The sequence below is a fragment of the Bradyrhizobium sp. CCH5-F6 genome, assembly GCF_001556045.1.
Classification (GTDB): Bacteria; Pseudomonadota; Alphaproteobacteria; order Rhizobiales; family Xanthobacteraceae; genus Bradyrhizobium.
In genome coordinates this window covers 12305-28884 of record NZ_LSIC01000145.1, presented here as the reverse complement: position 1 = coordinate 28884, position 16580 = coordinate 12305, and the positions used below count along the sequence as shown (strand labels likewise).

The following is a 16580-nucleotide window of genomic DNA, read 5'->3' as shown; positions in this document are numbered from 1 at the left end:
AACAGCATTCTAGATCAAACTTCGTATGTTTGTCCTGAGGAGTCGACCTTGACTGGCGTGCGGTCGCTTGGTCGCGGTTTGGTGGAATGGGAATATTGGAATGAAGCAGGTTGCGTCCGCTCTGGCGGCATTGGCAGCATTTTCCGGATCAGCATTTGCGGCCGACCTGCCGCGCAAATATTCCAAAGCACCGGCGGTCGCCACGGCCGTGGTCAATTGGACCGGTTGCTACGTCGCAGGCGGTGGCGGCTACGGTATGTGGAATCAGGAAAATTCGACTTATGTCGACGGCCCGCCCCGCTTTCAGAACTTCGATACGATCACCACCGGGGGTCGCGGCTACTTCGGAACGGTGCAGGCGGGATGTGACTATCAGTTCGCGGCGGCCGGCGAGCGCTTCGTGATCGGAGCTTTTGGCGATTACGATTTCGCCAGTCTCTCCGGAAGATTGGTCCCCTCCGGCTTCTCGATGGTTGGTGACGAAAAGATGAGTTCGGCATGGGGCGTCGGTGGCCGTCTCGGCTGGGTGGCGACGCCTAACCTGCTGACCTATGTCTCGGCGGGCTACACGGAGGCAACCTTCGACCGCACGGACTTCACCTTGAACTTTCCGCCGCTCGGAGTAGCGGCCGGACGCTATCTGGACAAGCAAACCTACCAGGGCTGGTTCATCGGTTCCGGCGCCGAATATGCGCTGGGCATCCTCCCCGGCCTGTTCTGGAAGACCGAATACCGGTTCTCGGAGTTCGACGTCGGGACCAATCCGATCAGGGACACGGCAACCGGATTGCCGACCGGCTTCTCGGAGGACTCCAAGAAGTTCGTCCACACCGTTCGCAGCGAGCTGGTCTATCGTTTCAACACGGGCGGCCCGTCCGCGGATGTGGCGGCCCAGACTTATCTGAAGGCCCCACCGGCGCCTGCGCCGGCGACGAACTGGACGGGCTGCTACGTTGGTGGTGGCGGCGGCTATGGACTCTGGAATCAGGACAACACGACTTACCTCGACGGTCCTCCCAGAACCCGGTTTAGCGATACGGCGACGACAGGCGGCCGCGGCTTTTTCGGCACCGTGCAGGGCGGCTGCGACTACCAGTTTGCGGCAGCAGGCGCCGGCTTCGTCGTCGGCGCATTTGGCGATTATGATTTCAGCAGCCTCAAGGGCCAGCTCAGCCCCCCGCGTTTCGGGATCGTTGGCGAGGAGAAGATGAGCTCAGCATGGGCGGGCGGCGGGCGGCTCGGCTGGTTGGCGACCCCGAACCTCCTGACGTATTTCTCTGTCGGCTATACCGAAGCCAATTTCGACCGCACGGATTTTACGGTGAATGCCGTACCGGTTGGTGTTCCCAGCACTGTTTACATGGACAAGCGTACCTACAGAGGCTGGTTCATCGGCGCCGGCGACGAGTATGCTCTCAAGATTGTGCCCGGCCTGTTCTGGAAGACAGAGTATCGTTTTTCTGAATTCGATGTCGGGACGAATGCCATACGCGACAGGGCAACGGGTCTGCCGATCGGAACATCGATCGACTCCGAGAAGTGGGTCCATACGGTTCGCAGCCAGCTGGTCTATCGCTTCAACTGGGGCGGAGGCCCCGTCGTGGCGAAGTACTAATCGCCTCACAGCAGATCCATCGATGCGGCAAAGCCCCGGTACCTCCGGGGCTTTCTGCGTCGCGGCCTTCGCGACGCATCGCTTGGCAGGGAAGCCGCTGTGCCATCCGCGTCAGGGAAGCGATCTGATGAACGATGCGCCCTCCAGCGGAGCTCGGAGGAAGGGCTGGTGGGCGGTCACGGATTCGAACCGCGGACCCTCTCGGTGTAAACGAGATGCTCTAACCAGCTGAGCTAACCGCCCTCGCCGCCTCTTTAGCCCTCCCGCCCCCCTCGGAGCAAGAGCCGAACGTCAATCCTGCGGCCTCCCCGGCAGCAGCGGCACAGCGTCGATCCAGACCGCCGCCGACTGGCACCAGATCTGCCGCACCGGTCGCAAGGCGTCGCGCTGGCGGATGCTGCCCCAGCGGATGCCCCAATCGTAGGCCTGGTCGCCCTCGCCACTGGTGAACAGCGGAGAACCGCATTCGGCGCAAAAGTGCTGGAAACGCATCAGGCCATTGTCGCCGCGTTTGCCGTAGATTTTCGGCGTGCCGCGGGTCAGGCGCACGTCGGCTCTCGAACAGACGGCCGTCACGCGGAACGGCGAACCGGTCAGCGTTTGGCAATCGGTGCAATGGCACACCGAGACCTCCTCCGGATTGATCTCGGCCTCGAAGGTGATTTTCCCGCAATGGCATTGCCCATCGATGTGCATTGCCTCCTCCCCTTCCCCCAAACAAAAACGGCGCCCGAAGGCGCCGTTCTATCATCCTTTTGAGCCGCGATCTCAGTGAGCGGTCAGGCCGCCGGCGGCTTCATCTCCGTCCGGCTTCACCGTCACCTTGGTGTCCTCTTCCCAGACGATCGGCACCGGCTTCCTCACCAGCGCCTTGGCGATGACGTCGTCGAGGCGCGAAACCGGGATGATCTCCATGCCGCCCTTGATCGCATCGGAAATCTCCGTGAGATCCTTGGCGTTGTCCTCGGGGATCAGCACCGTCTTGATGCCGCCGCGGGCCGCAGCCAGCAGCTTCTCCTTGAGACCGCCGATCGGCAGCACGCGGCCGCGCAGCGTGATCTCGCCGGTCATCGCGACATCGTGGCGGACCGGGATGCCGGTCATGACCGAGATGATCGCGGTGGCCATGGCGACGCCCGCGGACGGGCCGTCCTTCGGCGTCGCACCCTCCGGCACGTGCACGTGGATATCGCGGCGGTCGAACAGCGGCGGCTCGATGCCGTAGGTGATCGCCCGCGAGCGGACGTAGGACGCCGCCGCCGAGATCGACTCCTTCATCACGTCGCGCAGATTGCCCGTGACCGTCATCTTGCCCTTGCCGGGCATCATGACGCCTTCGATGGTCAGCAGCTCGCCGCCGACATCGGTCCAGGCAAGGCCGGTGACGATGCCGACCTGCGGCTCGCTCTCGATCTCGCCGAAGCGGTACTTCGGCACGCCGAGCAGCTCTTCCAGAGTCTTCTCGGTGACCTTGACCGACTTCTTCTTGGAGATCATCAGCTCCTTCACCGCCTTGCGGGCGAGTGTCGAGAGCTCACGCTCCAGGTTACGCACGCCCGCTTCGCGGGTGTAGCGGCGGATCAGGAGCAGCAGCGCGTCGTCGTCGATCGAGAACTCTTTCGACTCCAAGCCGTGCTTGGACACCGCGTTCGGGATCAGGTGCTTGCGCGAGATCTCGACCTTCTCGTTCTCGGTGTAGCCTGCGATCCGGATGATCTCCATGCGGTCCATCAGCGGGCCCGGAATATTGAGCGTATTCGCGGTCGTGATGAACATCACGTTGGACAGATCGTAGTCGACCTCGAGATAGTGGTCGTTGAACGTCCCGTTCTGCTCGGGATCGAGGACCTCGAGCAGCGCCGAGGACGGATCGCCGCGGAAATCGGCGCCCATCTTGTCGATCTCGTCCAGCAGGAACAGCGGATTGGACGACTTCGCCTTCCGCATCGACTGGATGATCTTGCCGGGCATCGAGCCGATATAGGTGCGGCGGTGACCGCGGATCTCGGCCTCGTCGCGCACGCCGCCGAGCGAGACGCGCACGAATTCGCGCCCCGTCGCCTTCGCGATCGACTTGCCGAGCGAGGTCTTGCCGACGCCGGGAGGTCCGACGAGGCACAGGATCGGGCCCGTCAGCTTGTTGGCGCGCGACTGCACGGCGAGATACTCGACGATGCGTTCCTTGACCTTCTCGAGCCCGTAGTGATCGGAATCCAGGATGGCCTGCGCCTGCTCCAGATCCTTCTTCACCTTGGACTTCTTGTTCCACGGGATCGAGAGCAGCCAATCCAGATAGTTGCGCACGACGGTCGCTTCCGCGGACATCGGCGACATCTGGCGCAGCTTCTTCAATTCATGCTGCGCCTTCTCGCGCGCTTCCTTGGAGAGCTTGGTCTTGGAGATCTTCTCTTCGAGATCGGCGAGCTCGTCGCGACCGTCGTCGTCGCCGAGTTCCTTCTGGATCGCCTTCATCTGCTCGTTGAGGTAATACTCGCGCTGGGTCTTCTCCATCTGGCGCTTGACGCGCGAGCGGATGCGCTTCTCGACCTGCAGCACCGAGATCTCGCTTTCCATCAGGCCCAGCACCTTCTCGAGGCGCGTGGTGACGGACAGCGTCTCCAGGATGCCCTGACGATCCGCGATCTTGACCGCGAGATGCGAAGCAACCGTGTCGGCGAGCTTGGCGAAGTCGGTGATCGCCTGCACGACGCCGACGACCTCCGCCGAGATCTTCTTGTTGAGCTTCACATAGCTCTCGAAGTCGGACACGACCGAGCGCGCCAGCGCCTCCGCCTCGACCGACTTCGCATCGGTATCGGCGAGCGCAACGGCAGTCGCTTCGTAATAGTCGGCACGGTCGGTGTATTTTGCCACGCGCGCGCGCTCGAGCCCTTCGACAAGCACCTTCACGGTGCCGTCCGGAAGCTTCAAGAGCTGGAGCACGCTGGCAAGCGTCCCGGTCTCGTAAATGGCATCGGGCGCCGGATCATCGTCGGACGCGTTCTTCTGCGTCGCCAGCATGATCAGCGCGTCGTTCTTCATCACCTCTTCGAGCGCGCGGATCGACTTCTCGCGGCCGACGAAGAGCGGCACGATCATGTGCGGGAAGACGACGATGTCGCGCAGCGGCAGCACGGGATAAGCGTGCGTTTCGCCATGGACGATGGTTGGCCGGGGTTTGGGATTTGTCATGGCCTTTTCCTTTTGCTTTGCCCCCTCGCACGCAGCCCGCCGATCATGCGCAACCGCCACAAGGTGCCGAGGTGATCCGCAAGACGGTCGGTCCTTTTGCGGGTTGGACCGGCTCGCCGGATCGGAACTGAGGCGAATCTTGAAGAGAGTTTCTGCTCGCCGCCGACATTAGGTGGCTATCGACCCGGGGGGTGTCAAGTCATTGAAAAACGCGCGCCATCAGGCGCTTACGCACGCAGGAAAGCGACGCAACACCGGCTGCGGAGATACAGTTCCGCAGCCCACCTTGTGGGGGACGATTGGAGCGTTCCAGCGCCGTCAGATCAAGCGCTGGCGTTCTCGACCGCGCGATCAGACCGATCGGCGTAGATGTAGAGCGGACGCGCCGTGCCTTCGACGACTTCTCGCGAAATCACGACCTCTTCCACACCTTCAAGGCCCGGCAGGTCGAACATGGTCTCGAGCAGGATCGCCTCGAGGATCGAACGCAACCCGCGCGCGCCGGTCTTGCGCTCGATCGCCTTGCGGGCGACCGCGCCAAGCGCCTCGTCGGCGAAGGTCAGCTCGATGTTCTCCATCTCGAACAGCCGCTGGTACTGTTTCACCAGCGCGTTCTTCGGCTCCGTGAGGATCTTCTTCAGCGAGGTCTCATCGAGGTCCTCGAGCGTCGCCACGACCGGCAGACGGCCGACGAATTCGGGGATGAGGCCGTACTTCAGGAGGTCCTCGGGTTCGACATGACGGAAGATCTCGCCGGTACGGCGGTCCTCCGGCGCGAGCACCTGGGCGCCGAAGCCGATCGAGGTCGATCGTCCGCGTGCCGAGATGATCTTATCCAGACCGGCGAACGCGCCGCCGCAGATGAACAGGATGTTGGTGGTATCCACTTGCAGGAACTCCTGCTGCGGATGCTTGCGGCCGCCTTGCGGCGGGACCGAAGCCACCGTGCCTTCCATGATCTTGAGCAGCGCCTGCTGGACGCCCTCGCCCGACACGTCACGCGTGATCGAGGGGTTGTCGGACTTGCGGCTGATCTTGTCGATTTCGTCGATGTAGACGATGCCGCGCTGGGCGCGCTCGACATTGTAGTCGGCGGCCTGGAGCAGCTTCAGGATGATGTTCTCGACGTCCTCGCCGACATAGCCGGCTTCGGTCAGCGTCGTCGCATCAGCCATCGTGAACGGCACGTCCAGGATGCGGGCGAGCGTCTGCGCGAGCAGCGTCTTGCCCGAACCGGTCGGACCGATCAGCAGGATGTTCGACTTCGCGAGCTCGACGTCGTTGTGCTTGGTCTGGTGGTTGAGGCGCTTGTAGTGATTGTGCACCGCGACCGACAGGACCTTCTTCGCATGGCTCTGTCCGATCACGTAATCGTCCAGCACCTTGCAGATTTCCTTCGGCGTCGGAATGCCGTCGCGCGACTTGACCAGCGAGGATTTGTTCTCCTCGCGGATGATGTCCATGCAGAGCTCGACGCACTCGTCGCAGATGAAGACCGTGGGACCCGCGATCAGTTTGCGGACTTCGTGCTGGCTCTTGCCGCAGAACGAGCAATATAGCGTGTTCTTGGAGTCGCTCGTGCCGACTTTACTCATTCATGTCTCCGTCCGCGGTTCGATCCCGTTCCGCTCGATCGCTCCATTCCGACACGATGGTCGGCATGAAGCTTAAGTAGAGCAAATTCCGTACCAAAAAAGACCCTACGCATTACATCCCGTGCGAAACATCCCGTGCGAATCACGGTCGCTCGATTCTCCGCGATCATAGCCGATCAATCGTAGCCAACCATGCTGTCACCCGACTATCAAGAATTCGCTAATCGGGCGCCGCCGGCTACCCGTGACAATACCGTGATTTCCGGTCTTGGCACGAGAGAAGTGACCGAAATCACCCCGGCGTTGCTGGACTGCCACGAAAAACCAGCACGAAAGCGGAACTTTCCGCCTGTCGCAGGGCGCAAAGCCGCGCTTTTTGCGACGCACGGTGCGCACCCAACGTGAACGTTGCCCTGCCGGGTCCACGGCGAACACGGGGTTCGCCGCTACGCCCCAGTAATGCTACGGGGCTTTGGCCGCCGCCGGCTCCTCGGCGCGCTTGTCGATGACCTTGTCGACCAGGCCGAACTCCTTGGCGTCGTTCGCGGTCAGGAACTTGTCGCGTTCCAGCGCATCCTCGATCGACTTGTAGGTCTGGCCGGTGTGCTTCACATAGATCTCGTTGAGCCGCTTCTTCAGGTTCAGGATTTCCTGAGCGTGCAGCATGATGTCGGTGGCCTGGCCCTGGAAGCCGCCGGAGGGCTGGTGGACCATGATGCGCGCATTCGGCAGCGAGAAGCGCATGTCCTTCTCGCCGGCGCAGAGCAGCAGCGAACCCATCGAAGCCGCCTGCCCGGTGCACAGCGTCGAGACCGGCGGGCGGATGAACTGCATGGTGTCGTAGATCGCAAGGCCCGACGTCACCACGCCGCCCGGCGAATTGATGTACATCGAGATTTCCTTCTTCGGATTTTCCGCCTCAAGGAACAGGAGCTGCGCGACGACCAGCGTCGACATGCCGTCCTCGACCGGGCCGGTCAGGAAGATGATGCGCTCCTTCAGGAGGCGCGAGAAGATGTCGTAGGCGCGCTCGCCACGGTTGGTCTGCTCGACCACCATGGGCACGAGGTTCATGTAGGTTTCAACCGGATCGCGCATGAGTCACCTAGGGTTTGGAGAGACGGACATCGCCGGACGTGGCTGCCAGCTGGGCTGGATTGCCGGATGGCGATGGACGTCCCGTGATGCAGGAACTTGGTAGAGCTGGAAGGCTTAGCGACAGATATAGCCCAATTCGTTCCTGACAAGTGCGGAGCGCATTAAGGCTTAATCCGTCGGGCAGTTGAAGCTGATTCGCACAAACAGGCCCAGCCGGCCATCTGGCTAGCTGGGCCTGTTCGCCGATCATCCTTAATGGAAGACTGTCGCACCCCCTCAGGCTGCGGTCTTTTCCGCGTCGTCGTCCTTGTAGAGATCCTCTCGCGAGACCTTCTTCTCGGTCACGCTGGCGAGCTCGAGGATGAAGTCGACCACCTTGTCCTCATAGATCGGTGCGCGAAGCTGGGCCAAGGCCTGGGCGTTGCTGCGGTAATAGTCCCAGACCTCCTTCTCGCGGCCGGGCATCGAGCGCGCGCGCTCGATCACGGCGCGACCGACCTCGTCGTCGGTCACGGTGATCTTGTTCTTCTCGCCGATCTCGGAGAGCACGAGACCGAGCCGGACGCGGCGATCGGCGATCTTGCGGTACTCTTCCTTGGCGGCGTCTTCGGTGGTGTTCTCGTCGGCAAAGGTCTTGCCGGCGGAATCCATCTCGGCCTTGACCGAGTTCCACATCAGATTGAACTCCTCATCGACCAGCGAGGGCGGCGCCTCGAAGCGATGCGCCTCGTCGAGGCGGTCGAGCAGCGCGCGCTTGACGCGCTGGCGCGTCGCGGTCGCGAACTCGGCGGTCAGCCGCTCGCGTGCGGCCTCCTTCAGCTTGTCGAGCGATTCCAGGCCGAGCGACTTGGCGAACTCGTCGTCGATCGCGACGTCCTGCGGCGCCTCGATCAGGGTCGCGGTGGTCTCGAACTCAGCCGGCTGGCCGGCCAGCTTGTCGTTCATGTAGTTCTTGGGGAACGACACCTTCAGCGTGCGGGTCTCGCCCGCGCCGATGCCGATGAGCTGCTCCTCGAAGCCGGGAATGAACGTGTTGGAGCCGATGACGACCTGGATGCCCTCGCCGGTGCCACCCTCGAACACTTCGCCGTTGATGCTGCCCTTGAAGTTGATGGTGACGCGGTCGCCGGAGGCGGCCTTCTCGCCCTCGGCCTTCGCGGCATAGCCGCGATTGGTATCGGCGATCCGCTTGATCGCCTCGTCGACGTCGGAATCGGTGACGTCGGCAACGGGCTTCTCGACCTGGAAGGTCTTGAAGTCGGCCAGTGCAATCGAAGGCACCACTTCGATCGCGACCGTATAGGTCAGATCGGTCTTGCCGGAGAGCAGTTCCTCGACCTCGGCCTGCTCGCTCGGCATCGTGATCTTCGGCTCGGTCGCAAGGCGGAAACCGCGCTCGGAGAAGAGCTGCGTGTTGGTGTCGCGGATGGTCTGATCGATGGTCTCGGCCATCACCGAACGGCCATAGACCTTCTTGAGGTGCGCCACCGGCACCTTGCCGGGACGGAAGCCGTTGATGCGGACCTTGTCCTTGAGGTCGACGAGCTTGGCGCCGGCCTTGGCATCGAGATCAGACGCGGGAACGCTGATCTTGAACTCGTGCTTCAAACCTTCCGAGAGGGTTTCTGTGACCTGCATGGCGTCCAATCTTCTTCTCGTTCGGTCCCGGCACGTCGCGCGTCGGGACGCTCATTAATCGATCCGGCGCGAGGCAATCGCCTCGACGCCGGTGCTTCATCGGACCGGCTTCCGACGGACGATCATCCGCGCGGAATCAGGTCTCGTAATCCGTGCAAACGCGATAAGCGCTTGGTGCGGGCGGAGGGACTCGAACCCCCACAACTTTCGTCACTGGAACCTAAATCCAGCGCGTCTACCAGTTCCGCCACGCCCGCGTAAATTTGCATCAAGACCGGCCGCGATGCCGCGGGCGGCCGGGCTTATAGCATGTGCCTGACTGTTCGCAGCAAAAAAATGGCCGGTTGGAGGCATGCTTCAAGTGGGCACGATGGCTGGACTTATCCGGCGCGCCGTGGTCCGGATCGACCCATGACAAAGCGGATTTTCGACCCGAGCCGACGCGAGGTTTTGGCGGGCTTTGGGGCCTGCGCGACGGGCCTGATCGCAGGTGGCGCCGGCCCGCTCGTAACCGCTCAGCTCTCCCTCCAGGCCAAGCCGGCCATGCTGGCTCTCAGGCCGGGTCAGCCGGCTACACCAATCTGGGAGCTGGCCGCCCCAAGCCATTTGGGAAATGTTCGTCTCAAGCGCGGGGACCGCTGCGAGGTGGTCTTCCGGAACGAGCTGCCTGTGCCGATTGCCCCAGCCTGGTACGGTCTGAACGGTCCGGCCGCTTCCGATCCGCTGCGGGGGCGCGCCCCGACACCACCGGACGCGACTGAAACCTCAATCATTTCAATGCCAAATGCAGGAACCCTGCTAGCCGACTTCCGGCTTTTCGAGGACGGCCTGAAGCAGTCGGCGCGGCCGCTTCCGATCATCGTCGAGGAGACTAACCGCCTCGCCGTCGATCGCGACGAGGTCCTGTTGATCGAGGAATGGCGCCTGCGGCCGGACGGGACCGCGCTTCCCGCGGGCCGCGATCCCCAGGACACGACACCGCTCTACACGATCAATGGGCGAACCTCATTCGAACTCTCAGCCGCAAGCAATGAACGGCTGCGGCTGCGCTTTATCAACGGATCCCAACGCACTGTTCTGGCGATCAAATTGGAAAGCCATGAGGTCCGCGTGATGGCCCTGGACGGACAGCCGGCCGAGCCGTTTTCGGCGCGCAACGGCGCTCTGGTGCTGGCCCCCGGCGGACGGGCCGATGCCATTGTCGATGCAGCCACATCGGCCGCATTCCTGCTCCATGACGGCAAGGAGGCACGCCAGGCCGGAAGTCTCACGATCTCCGGCAAGCCGGAGCGGCGCGCACCGCTGGCGCCTCCTCCGCCGCTTCCTTCAAACGACCTGCCCGAGAAGCTCGATCTGAGAGGCGCCCTGCGGTTCGATGTCGCGCTCGGCTCACCCGACCCCGGCTGGATTCGGCCTGCAAGTTTCTCCACCGCCTCCGCCCCGGCGTTCCGCGCCAAGACCGGCCGCACCGTCGTGCTGGCCCTGAAGAACCCGGCCCCCGTCACGACGGTGTTTCACTTGCACGGTCACCATTTCCGTCTGCTCGATAAGCTCGACGATGGCTGGAAACCCTATTGGCTCGACACGCTCGCGATCGAGCCCGGCCAAACCCAGCGTATCGCGTTCGCGGCGACCTCCCCTGGACGATGGCTGCTCGAGTCCGTGGCAACCGATTGGGCCGCGCCGCGGCTGGTGCGCTGGTACGGCGTGGAGTGAGCGTTCAGTACTCAACGCCCAGCGCGTCATAGATTCGCCGGTGCACGGCGGGCAGCGTCTCGGTGAGATCTTCCGCAATCAGGCCCGGCCCGGCTTCGCGGCCCGCTTCCCCATGCATCCAGACGCCGATGCTGGCGGCTTCGAAGGCCGGCACGCCCTGCGCCAGGAGCCCGGCAATGATGCCGGAGAGCACGTCGCCGGCACCCGCCGTGGCGAGCCAGGGCGGCGCGTTGGCGGCGATGGTGGCGCGGCCGTCGGGAGAGGCGATCGTCGTGTCCGGCCCCTTCAGGAGCACGACGGCGCCGGAGCGCTCGGCGGCAGCGCGGACGCGCTCCAGCTTGGAACGGCCGGGATGCTTGTTGCTGAGATCGGAGAACAGGCGCGGAAACTCGCCTTCGTGCGGGGTCAGCACCACGGCGTTGTCCTGCGAGGACTTGATCGATTCGAACAGACGCTCGGGCATGGCGGCAAAGCTCGTCAGCGCATCCGCATCCAGCACCAGATGCCGTTGCGCCGTGAGAGCGGTGTGGACGAGATCGCGGGTGCGCTCGCCGATCCCAGCGCCGGGGCCGATGATGCAGGTGTTGTAACGCTTGTCGCCGAGCAGTTCGCCGAACTCGATCGCGCTGTCGATGGTGCGGACCATCACCGCCGTCAGCGCGGCCGCATTGATCGCGAGCGCATCGCGCGGGCTCGCCAGCGTGACAAGGCCCGCACCGGCGCGCAGCGCCCCCCGCGCGGCGAGCCGCGCCGCCCCGGTTGCGGCCGCATCGCCGGAAACCGCCAGCACGTGCCCCCGCGCGTATTTGTGGCCGTCGATGCGCGGCACCGGAAAGGCGTCGCCCCAGAAGTCCGGATCGTTCTCGAAGGTCCGCGGCGCGATCTCGTCCAGCACCTGGGCGTCGATGCCGATGTCGGCGACGCGCACGCGGCCGCAATGCACGCGGCCGGGCAAAAGCAGATGCGCCGGCTTCTTGCGGAAGAAGGTGACGGTCTCGTCGGCCTTCACCGCAACGCCCATCACCGCCGCGCTGGTCCCGTTGATGCCGCTCGGCAGGTCGACGGCGAGCACCGGAGCACCGTTGGCGTTGATCGCCTCGATCATTGCGCGCGCCTCGCCGTCCACGGGACGGCTGAGGCCGGCACCGAACAGGGCGTCGATGATCAAGGATGGCTTTCCGATCGCCTGTGGATTGAACGGGAGCACCGGGTGCTTCCAGCCGCGCGCCGCGGAGGCCGCATCGCCCTGGAGCTGGTCGCGCTCGCACATCAGGATCACCGAGACCTCGCGGCCCTGGGCGGCGAGCTCGGCGGCTGCGACAAAACCGTCGCCGCCATTGTTGCCGGGGCCGGCCACGATCAGGATCGGCCCCTCCTCCACCAGCGCATTCGCCGCCTCCGCGACCGCCTGGCCCGCGCTGAGCATCAACTTGAAGCCAGGCGTGCCTGCCGCGATGCTGAGCTGATCGGCGCGCTGCATTTCAGCGGTGGTCAGAACTTCCATGCCACTTCCCTGGTCCAAACGCCCGTTCAACAGGCACGTTCCATGCCGATCCACCCCACGGACCAACGATCTGCATATATATTGAACTGTTTGCCTATTTCGCAGTCTTCGATATCTTGTGCAGGTCGCTACCACCCTCAGAGATGCTCTTTAAAAGGCTGATAACGCTCCAACAATCAGGGCATTTCCAACTTGGCATAGACCCTGCTTTCGAGGAAGCCGCTTCGGTTCGTCGCGCTCACTGGCAACTATCAGGGTGTAGCCGGGCCGCAGTTGCCGGACTTGTCAGGGATTCCGGCACAGCGAAGACAACATCGTGCGTTAAGAAAAGCGCATCCTGACGAAGACGTTGCTATCAGATCGAAAGGCCGGGAGGCGCGCAGTGAAGAAAATCGAAGCCATCATCAAGCCGTTCAAGCTCGACGAGGTGAAGGAAGCGCTTCAGGAAGTCGGCCTTCAGGGCATCACCGTCACCGAAGCCAAGGGCTTCGGCCGGCAGAAGGGGCACGCCGAACTCTACCGCGGCGCAGAATACATCGTCGACTTCCTGCCCAAGGTGAAGATCGAGATCGTGATCGGCGACGATCTGGTCGAGCGCGCCATCGACGCGATCCGCCGCGCCGCGCAGACCGGCCGCATCGGCGACGGTAAGATTTTCGTCTCGAACATCGAAGAGGCGATCCGCATCCGAACCGGCGAATCCGGGCTGGACGCTATCTGAGCCGGGTGCTATCCCGCACTTTGCGACACTCCGACAAGAAATAAGGCTGCTTCGGCGGCCTGATTTCGTTTGTGCGGTCGCGCAAAACTCGCCCAAGCGAGAATAATTTTGCTCATCTGGAAACCGACCCGCAGAGCCAAAAGGGGTATGCATGAAGACCGCCAAAGACGTCCTGAAATCGATCAAGGACAACGACGTCAAATACGTCGACCTGCGCTTCACCGATCCGCGCGGCAAGTGGCAGCACGTGACGTTCGACGTCAGCATGATCGATGAAGACATCTTCGCCGAAGGGACGATGTTCGACGGCTCCTCGATCGCCGGCTGGAAGGCGATCAACGAGTCCGACATGTGCCTGATGCCAGATCCGGTGACCGCGACGATCGATCCGTTCTTCGCCGAGACCACGATGGTCATCACTTGCGACGTGCTCGAGCCGACCACCGGCGAGCCCTACAACCGCGACCCCCGCGGCATCGCCAAGAAGGCGGAAGCCATGGTGAAGTCGATGGGCGTGGGCGACAGCGTGTTCGTCGGTCCGGAAGCCGAGTTCTTCGTGTTCGACGACGTGCGCTATTCGGCCGACCCCTACAAGACCGGTTTCCGGCTCGACTCCTCGGAACTGCCGACCAACTCCGATACCGAATATGAAGGCGGAAATCTCGGCCACCGCATCCGCACCAAGGGCGGCTACTTCCCCGTCCCGCCGCAGGACTCGGTGCAGGACATGCGCTCGGAAATGCTCGGCGCCATGGCCAAGATGGGCGTCAAGGTCGAGAAGCATCACCACGAGGTCGCTTCCGCCCAGCACGAGCTCGGCATGAAGTTCGACACGCTGACGCTGATGGCCGACCACATGCAGATCTACAAGTACTGCATCCACCAGGTCGCGCACATCTACGGCAAGACCGCCACCTTCATGCCGAAGCCGATCTACGGCGACAACGGCTCGGGCATGCACGTGCACCAGTCGATCTGGAAGGACGGCAAGCCGGTTTTCGCCGGCAACAAATATGCCGACCTCTCGGAGACCTGCCTCCACTACATCGGCGGCATCATCAAGCACGCCAAGGCGATCAACGCCTTCACCAACCCGTCGACCAACTCCTACAAGCGTCTGGTCCCGGGCTATGAGGCGCCCGTGCTGCTCGCCTACTCCGCGCGCAACCGCTCGGCCTCCTGCCGCATCCCCTACACCGCTTCGCCGAAGGCCAAGCGCGTCGAGGTGCGCTTCCCCGATCCGATGGCCAATCCCTATCTCGGCTTCGCCGCGATGCTGATGGCCGGCCTTGACGGCATCAAGAACAAGATCGATCCGGGTCCGGCGATGGACAAGGACCTCTACGATCTGCCGAAGGAGGAGCTGAAGCAGATCCCGACGGTGTGCGGCAGCCTGCGTGAAGCGCTGGAAAACCTCGACAAGGACCGTGCCTTCCTCAAGGCTGGCGGCGTGTTCGACGACGACTTCATCGACGCCTATATCGAGCTGAAGATGACCGAGGTCGCCCGCTTCGAGATGACCCCGCACCCGGTCGAGTTCGAGATGTACTATTCTGGCTGATCGGTTCGAACTTTTTGCGACAAGCAAAAGGCGCTTCCGAAAGGAGGCGCCTTTTCGTTTGAGAGCGAAGCTGCGGCGTGCGCTTCGAAGCCGTCAGCTTTCGTTCTGGATCTGACTCCACTTCGTTCTCAAAGAACAAATCAGAGCCGCGAAAACCGGCACGAACCAATTCCTACTGATTGGTTTATGCCGTCCGACATTTGGAAAGGCACGTCGCCGCCGAGATCGCTCGGAGAAGACGCAATGTGAGAGATCGCTGCAGATCCCACCGCACCGGTCGCCTACGCCGCCGCCCTCTGCCGCGCCACCAGCGCCTCGCCAAAAGCCTCGAACAGCTTGCGGTTGATGGGATTGTGCTGCGGGTCGTATTCGGCGTGCCATTGCACGCCGAGCGCGAAGGCCGGGGCTTCCGCGATGCGGATGGCCTCGATGGTGCCGTCCTCGGCGATGCCTTCGATCAGCACGCGCTTGCCGGGCTCCAGAATGCCCTGCCCGTGCAGCGAATTCACACGGATCTTCTCGCAGCCGAGAATCTTCGCGAACGCCCCGCCCGGCGTCAGATCGACGTCGTGACGGTCGGCGAACACCACGGTCGGATCGGGATGGATCTCGCCGTTCTCGAGCCGGGGCATGCGGTGGTTCATGCGGCCGGGGATTTCCCGGATTTCGGGATGCAGCGAGCCGCCGAAGGCGACGTTCATCTCCTGCAGGCCCCGGCAGATGCCGAACAGCGGGATGCCGCGGGAGACACAGGCGACCGAGAGCGCCAGCGCCACCTCGTCGCGGTGGATGTCGTAGGGCTCGTGCTTCTCGCAGGGATCGACGTTGAAACGGGTCGGGTGCACGTTGGCGCGGGCGCCGGTGAGGATGATGCCGTCCACGGTATCGAGCAGCGCCGCGATATCGGTGATGTCAGGGGAGCCTGCGAACATCACCGGCAAGCCGCCGGAGACTTCGGCAACGGCGCGCAGGTTTCGCTCGCCGACCATCTGGACCTGAAATCGATTCTCGACGCGATGGGAATTCCCGATCACGCCGACGACCGGCTTTCTCATCTGTCGTTCTGCGCCTCCCGCAAGAAGATTCTGCAAACATGCCCCCGGGGTGGAACAAATTCAACAGAAGGGATCGCGGGACGGCAATGCTATTTTCGCGCAAATGCCTCCTGGGCTTCCATCACGCTCCCGACAGGCAGGCCGGCGGCCTTCAGCGCGGTTGCCGCGGGGTCGCCCGGCGCAGCGAGCCAGGGCAGTTTCGCATGGATTCCACGCGTCACGGGCTCCCCGAGCGCGCCACCGAAGTCGATCGGCCAAAAGCCGTTGGGCACCACCTCGGCGGTGAGGCCACCGATGGCGTAGCCGTCGCCAAGGACTGCTCCCGTATCGTCGCTCGCAACGAGGCGCGCGCTCGCGGGATCCGCGGCATCACCAAAGCTCAACAGCACGGGGATCAAGTCGCCCTGCACCGGGACAATGCCGGTCTGCCGGCTGATGTCGTTGAACGAGACGCGGTTGCCGCGCGCGGCGCCATAGGCGCGGAGCGCGACATAGTTGATGTCGTCCAGGTCGAGCTTGGCGCCCTGCCGATGCGTCAGCAATGCCACCAGGTTCTTGCCCTGGCCGAGGTCGACGAACACCGCCTCCCCGCGCGTCGTGGTGCGGCCGCCGCGGTTGTAGTTGCGATCGGGCACGACGGCGAGAATGCCCGAGCCGGCTCTGATCCCGTCGGGCGTCGTCACCTCGACGGTGAGACGATATTTGTGGCCCGGCCGGTTGATCCGGATCTGGTCGCCGATGACGAGCACGGCCAGAAGCCCGAGCACACCGATCCACTTGCTGATAAAACTCAAGCGCCCTCACCTGTTCTTGCTCATCGCTTTGCACGGTCGTGCGGCAGCGTCAAACCAGCGCGTTGACGCGGCTCTTGATCGAAAGCGCGTT

Annotated in this window: 12 protein-coding genes and 2 tRNA genes; 4 read left to right on the top strand and 10 right to left on the bottom strand. The window is 63.4% G+C overall.

The window, feature by feature from the left end; all coding sequences use genetic code 11:
• The first annotated feature begins 100 nt into the window (after nt 1-100).
• On the top strand, nt 101-1615 hold the full coding sequence (locus AX729_RS25955) for an outer membrane protein (RefSeq protein ID WP_061027023.1): 1515 nt from the start codon (nt 101-103) through the stop codon (nt 1613-1615).
• 166 nt (nt 1616-1781) lie between these two features.
• Here AX729_RS25955 and AX729_RS25950 read toward each other — a convergent pair.
• From AX729_RS25950 to AX729_RS25920, 7 genes are all read right to left on the bottom strand, one after another.
• Nucleotides 1782-1858: transfer RNA gene (locus AX729_RS25950), tRNA-Val, on the bottom strand.
• A 48-nt stretch (nt 1859-1906) separates the two neighbouring features.
• Nucleotides 1907-2311 carry a GFA family protein gene (locus AX729_RS25945; RefSeq protein WP_061027022.1) on the bottom strand — a complete coding sequence of 135 codons (405 nt, stop codon included), beginning with the start codon at nt 2309-2311 and terminating at the stop codon, nt 1907-1909.
• 72 nt (nt 2312-2383) lie between these two features.
• Nucleotides 2384-4807, bottom strand: a complete 2424-nt coding sequence (gene lon, locus AX729_RS25940) for an endopeptidase La (protein WP_061027066.1) — start codon at nt 4805-4807, stop codon at nt 2384-2386.
• Nucleotides 4808-5130: 323 nt separating this feature from the next.
• On the bottom strand, nt 5131-6402 hold the full coding sequence (gene clpX / locus AX729_RS25935) for an ATP-dependent Clp protease ATP-binding subunit ClpX (protein ID WP_061027021.1): 1272 nt from the start codon (nt 6400-6402) through the stop codon (nt 5131-5133).
• A 462-nt stretch (nt 6403-6864) separates the two neighbouring features.
• The gene (locus AX729_RS25930) at nt 6865-7500 is read right to left on the bottom strand and encodes an ATP-dependent Clp protease proteolytic subunit (RefSeq protein WP_061027020.1); all 636 of its coding nucleotides are present in this window, start codon (nt 7498-7500) and stop codon (nt 6865-6867) included.
• Between the two features lie 276 nt (nt 7501-7776).
• The gene (gene tig, locus AX729_RS25925) at nt 7777-9138 is read right to left on the bottom strand and encodes a trigger factor (RefSeq protein ID WP_061027019.1); all 1362 of its coding nucleotides are present in this window, start codon (nt 9136-9138) and stop codon (nt 7777-7779) included.
• A gap of 172 nt (nt 9139-9310) precedes the next feature.
• Nucleotides 9311-9395 (bottom strand) — tRNA-Leu (locus tag AX729_RS25920).
• Between the two features lie 154 nt (nt 9396-9549).
• Here AX729_RS25920 and AX729_RS25915 point away from each other — a divergent pair.
• On the top strand, nt 9550-10854 hold the full coding sequence (locus tag AX729_RS25915; protein WP_061027018.1) for a multicopper oxidase family protein: 1305 nt from the start codon (nt 9550-9552) through the stop codon (nt 10852-10854).
• 4 nt (nt 10855-10858) lie between these two features.
• Here AX729_RS25915 and AX729_RS25910 read toward each other — a convergent pair whose 3' ends face one another.
• A complete protein-coding gene (locus AX729_RS25910; protein ID WP_061027017.1) occupies nt 10859-12358 on the bottom strand; it encodes a bifunctional ADP-dependent NAD(P)H-hydrate dehydratase/NAD(P)H-hydrate epimerase in 1500 nt (499 codons plus the stop codon).
• A 382-nt stretch (nt 12359-12740) separates the two neighbouring features.
• Here AX729_RS25910 and AX729_RS25905 point away from each other — a divergent pair, with 382 nt between their 5' ends.
• Nucleotides 12741-13079 carry a P-II family nitrogen regulator gene (locus AX729_RS25905; RefSeq protein WP_007603495.1) on the top strand — a complete coding sequence of 113 codons (339 nt, stop codon included), beginning with the start codon at nt 12741-12743 and terminating at the stop codon, nt 13077-13079.
• A gap of 151 nt (nt 13080-13230) precedes the next feature.
• Complete coding sequence (glnA, locus tag AX729_RS25900) at nt 13231-14640, top strand: type I glutamate--ammonia ligase (RefSeq protein WP_061027016.1); 1410 nt, start codon at nt 13231-13233, stop codon at nt 14638-14640.
• A 281-nt stretch (nt 14641-14921) separates the two neighbouring features.
• Here the strand turns inward: glnA and AX729_RS25895 are convergent, their stop codons facing one another.
• Both AX729_RS25895 and AX729_RS25890 read right to left on the bottom strand, forming a co-directional pair.
• Entirely contained in the window at nt 14922-15695 is a 774-nt protein-coding gene (locus AX729_RS25895; RefSeq protein ID WP_061027015.1) for a gamma-glutamyl-gamma-aminobutyrate hydrolase family protein, read from the bottom strand.
• 89 nt (nt 15696-15784) lie between these two features.
• Nucleotides 15785-16489, bottom strand: a complete 705-nt coding sequence (locus tag AX729_RS25890) for a hypothetical protein (protein WP_061027014.1) — start codon at nt 16487-16489, stop codon at nt 15785-15787.
• Nucleotides 16490-16580 lie beyond the last annotated feature (91 nt).

Excerpts from the sequence above, each read along its gene's own strand:
- AX729_RS25955 (WP_061027023.1), top strand. The coding sequence starts at position 101 with ATGAAGCAGGTTGCGTCCGCTCTGGCGGCATTGGCAGCATTTTCCGGA.
- AX729_RS25945 (WP_061027022.1), bottom strand. The coding sequence starts at position 2,311 with ATGCACATCGATGGGCAATGCCATTGCGGGAAAATCACCTTCGAGGCC.
- lon (WP_061027066.1), bottom strand. The coding sequence starts at position 4,807 with ATGACAAATCCCAAACCCCGGCCAACCATCGTCCATGGCGAAACGCAC.
- clpX (WP_061027021.1), bottom strand. The coding sequence starts at position 6,402 with ATGAGTAAAGTCGGCACGAGCGACTCCAAGAACACGCTATATTGCTCG.
- AX729_RS25930 (WP_061027020.1), bottom strand. The coding sequence starts at position 7,500 with ATGCGCGATCCGGTTGAAACCTACATGAACCTCGTGCCCATGGTGGTC.
- tig (WP_061027019.1), bottom strand. The coding sequence starts at position 9,138 with ATGCAGGTCACAGAAACCCTCTCGGAAGGTTTGAAGCACGAGTTCAAG.
- AX729_RS25915 (WP_061027018.1), top strand. The coding sequence starts at position 9,550 with ATGACAAAGCGGATTTTCGACCCGAGCCGACGCGAGGTTTTGGCGGGC.
- AX729_RS25910 (WP_061027017.1), bottom strand. The coding sequence starts at position 12,358 with ATGGAAGTTCTGACCACCGCTGAAATGCAGCGCGCCGATCAGCTCAGC.
- glnA (WP_061027016.1), top strand. The coding sequence starts at position 13,231 with ATGAAGACCGCCAAAGACGTCCTGAAATCGATCAAGGACAACGACGTC.
- AX729_RS25895 (WP_061027015.1), bottom strand. The coding sequence starts at position 15,695 with ATGAGAAAGCCGGTCGTCGGCGTGATCGGGAATTCCCATCGCGTCGAG.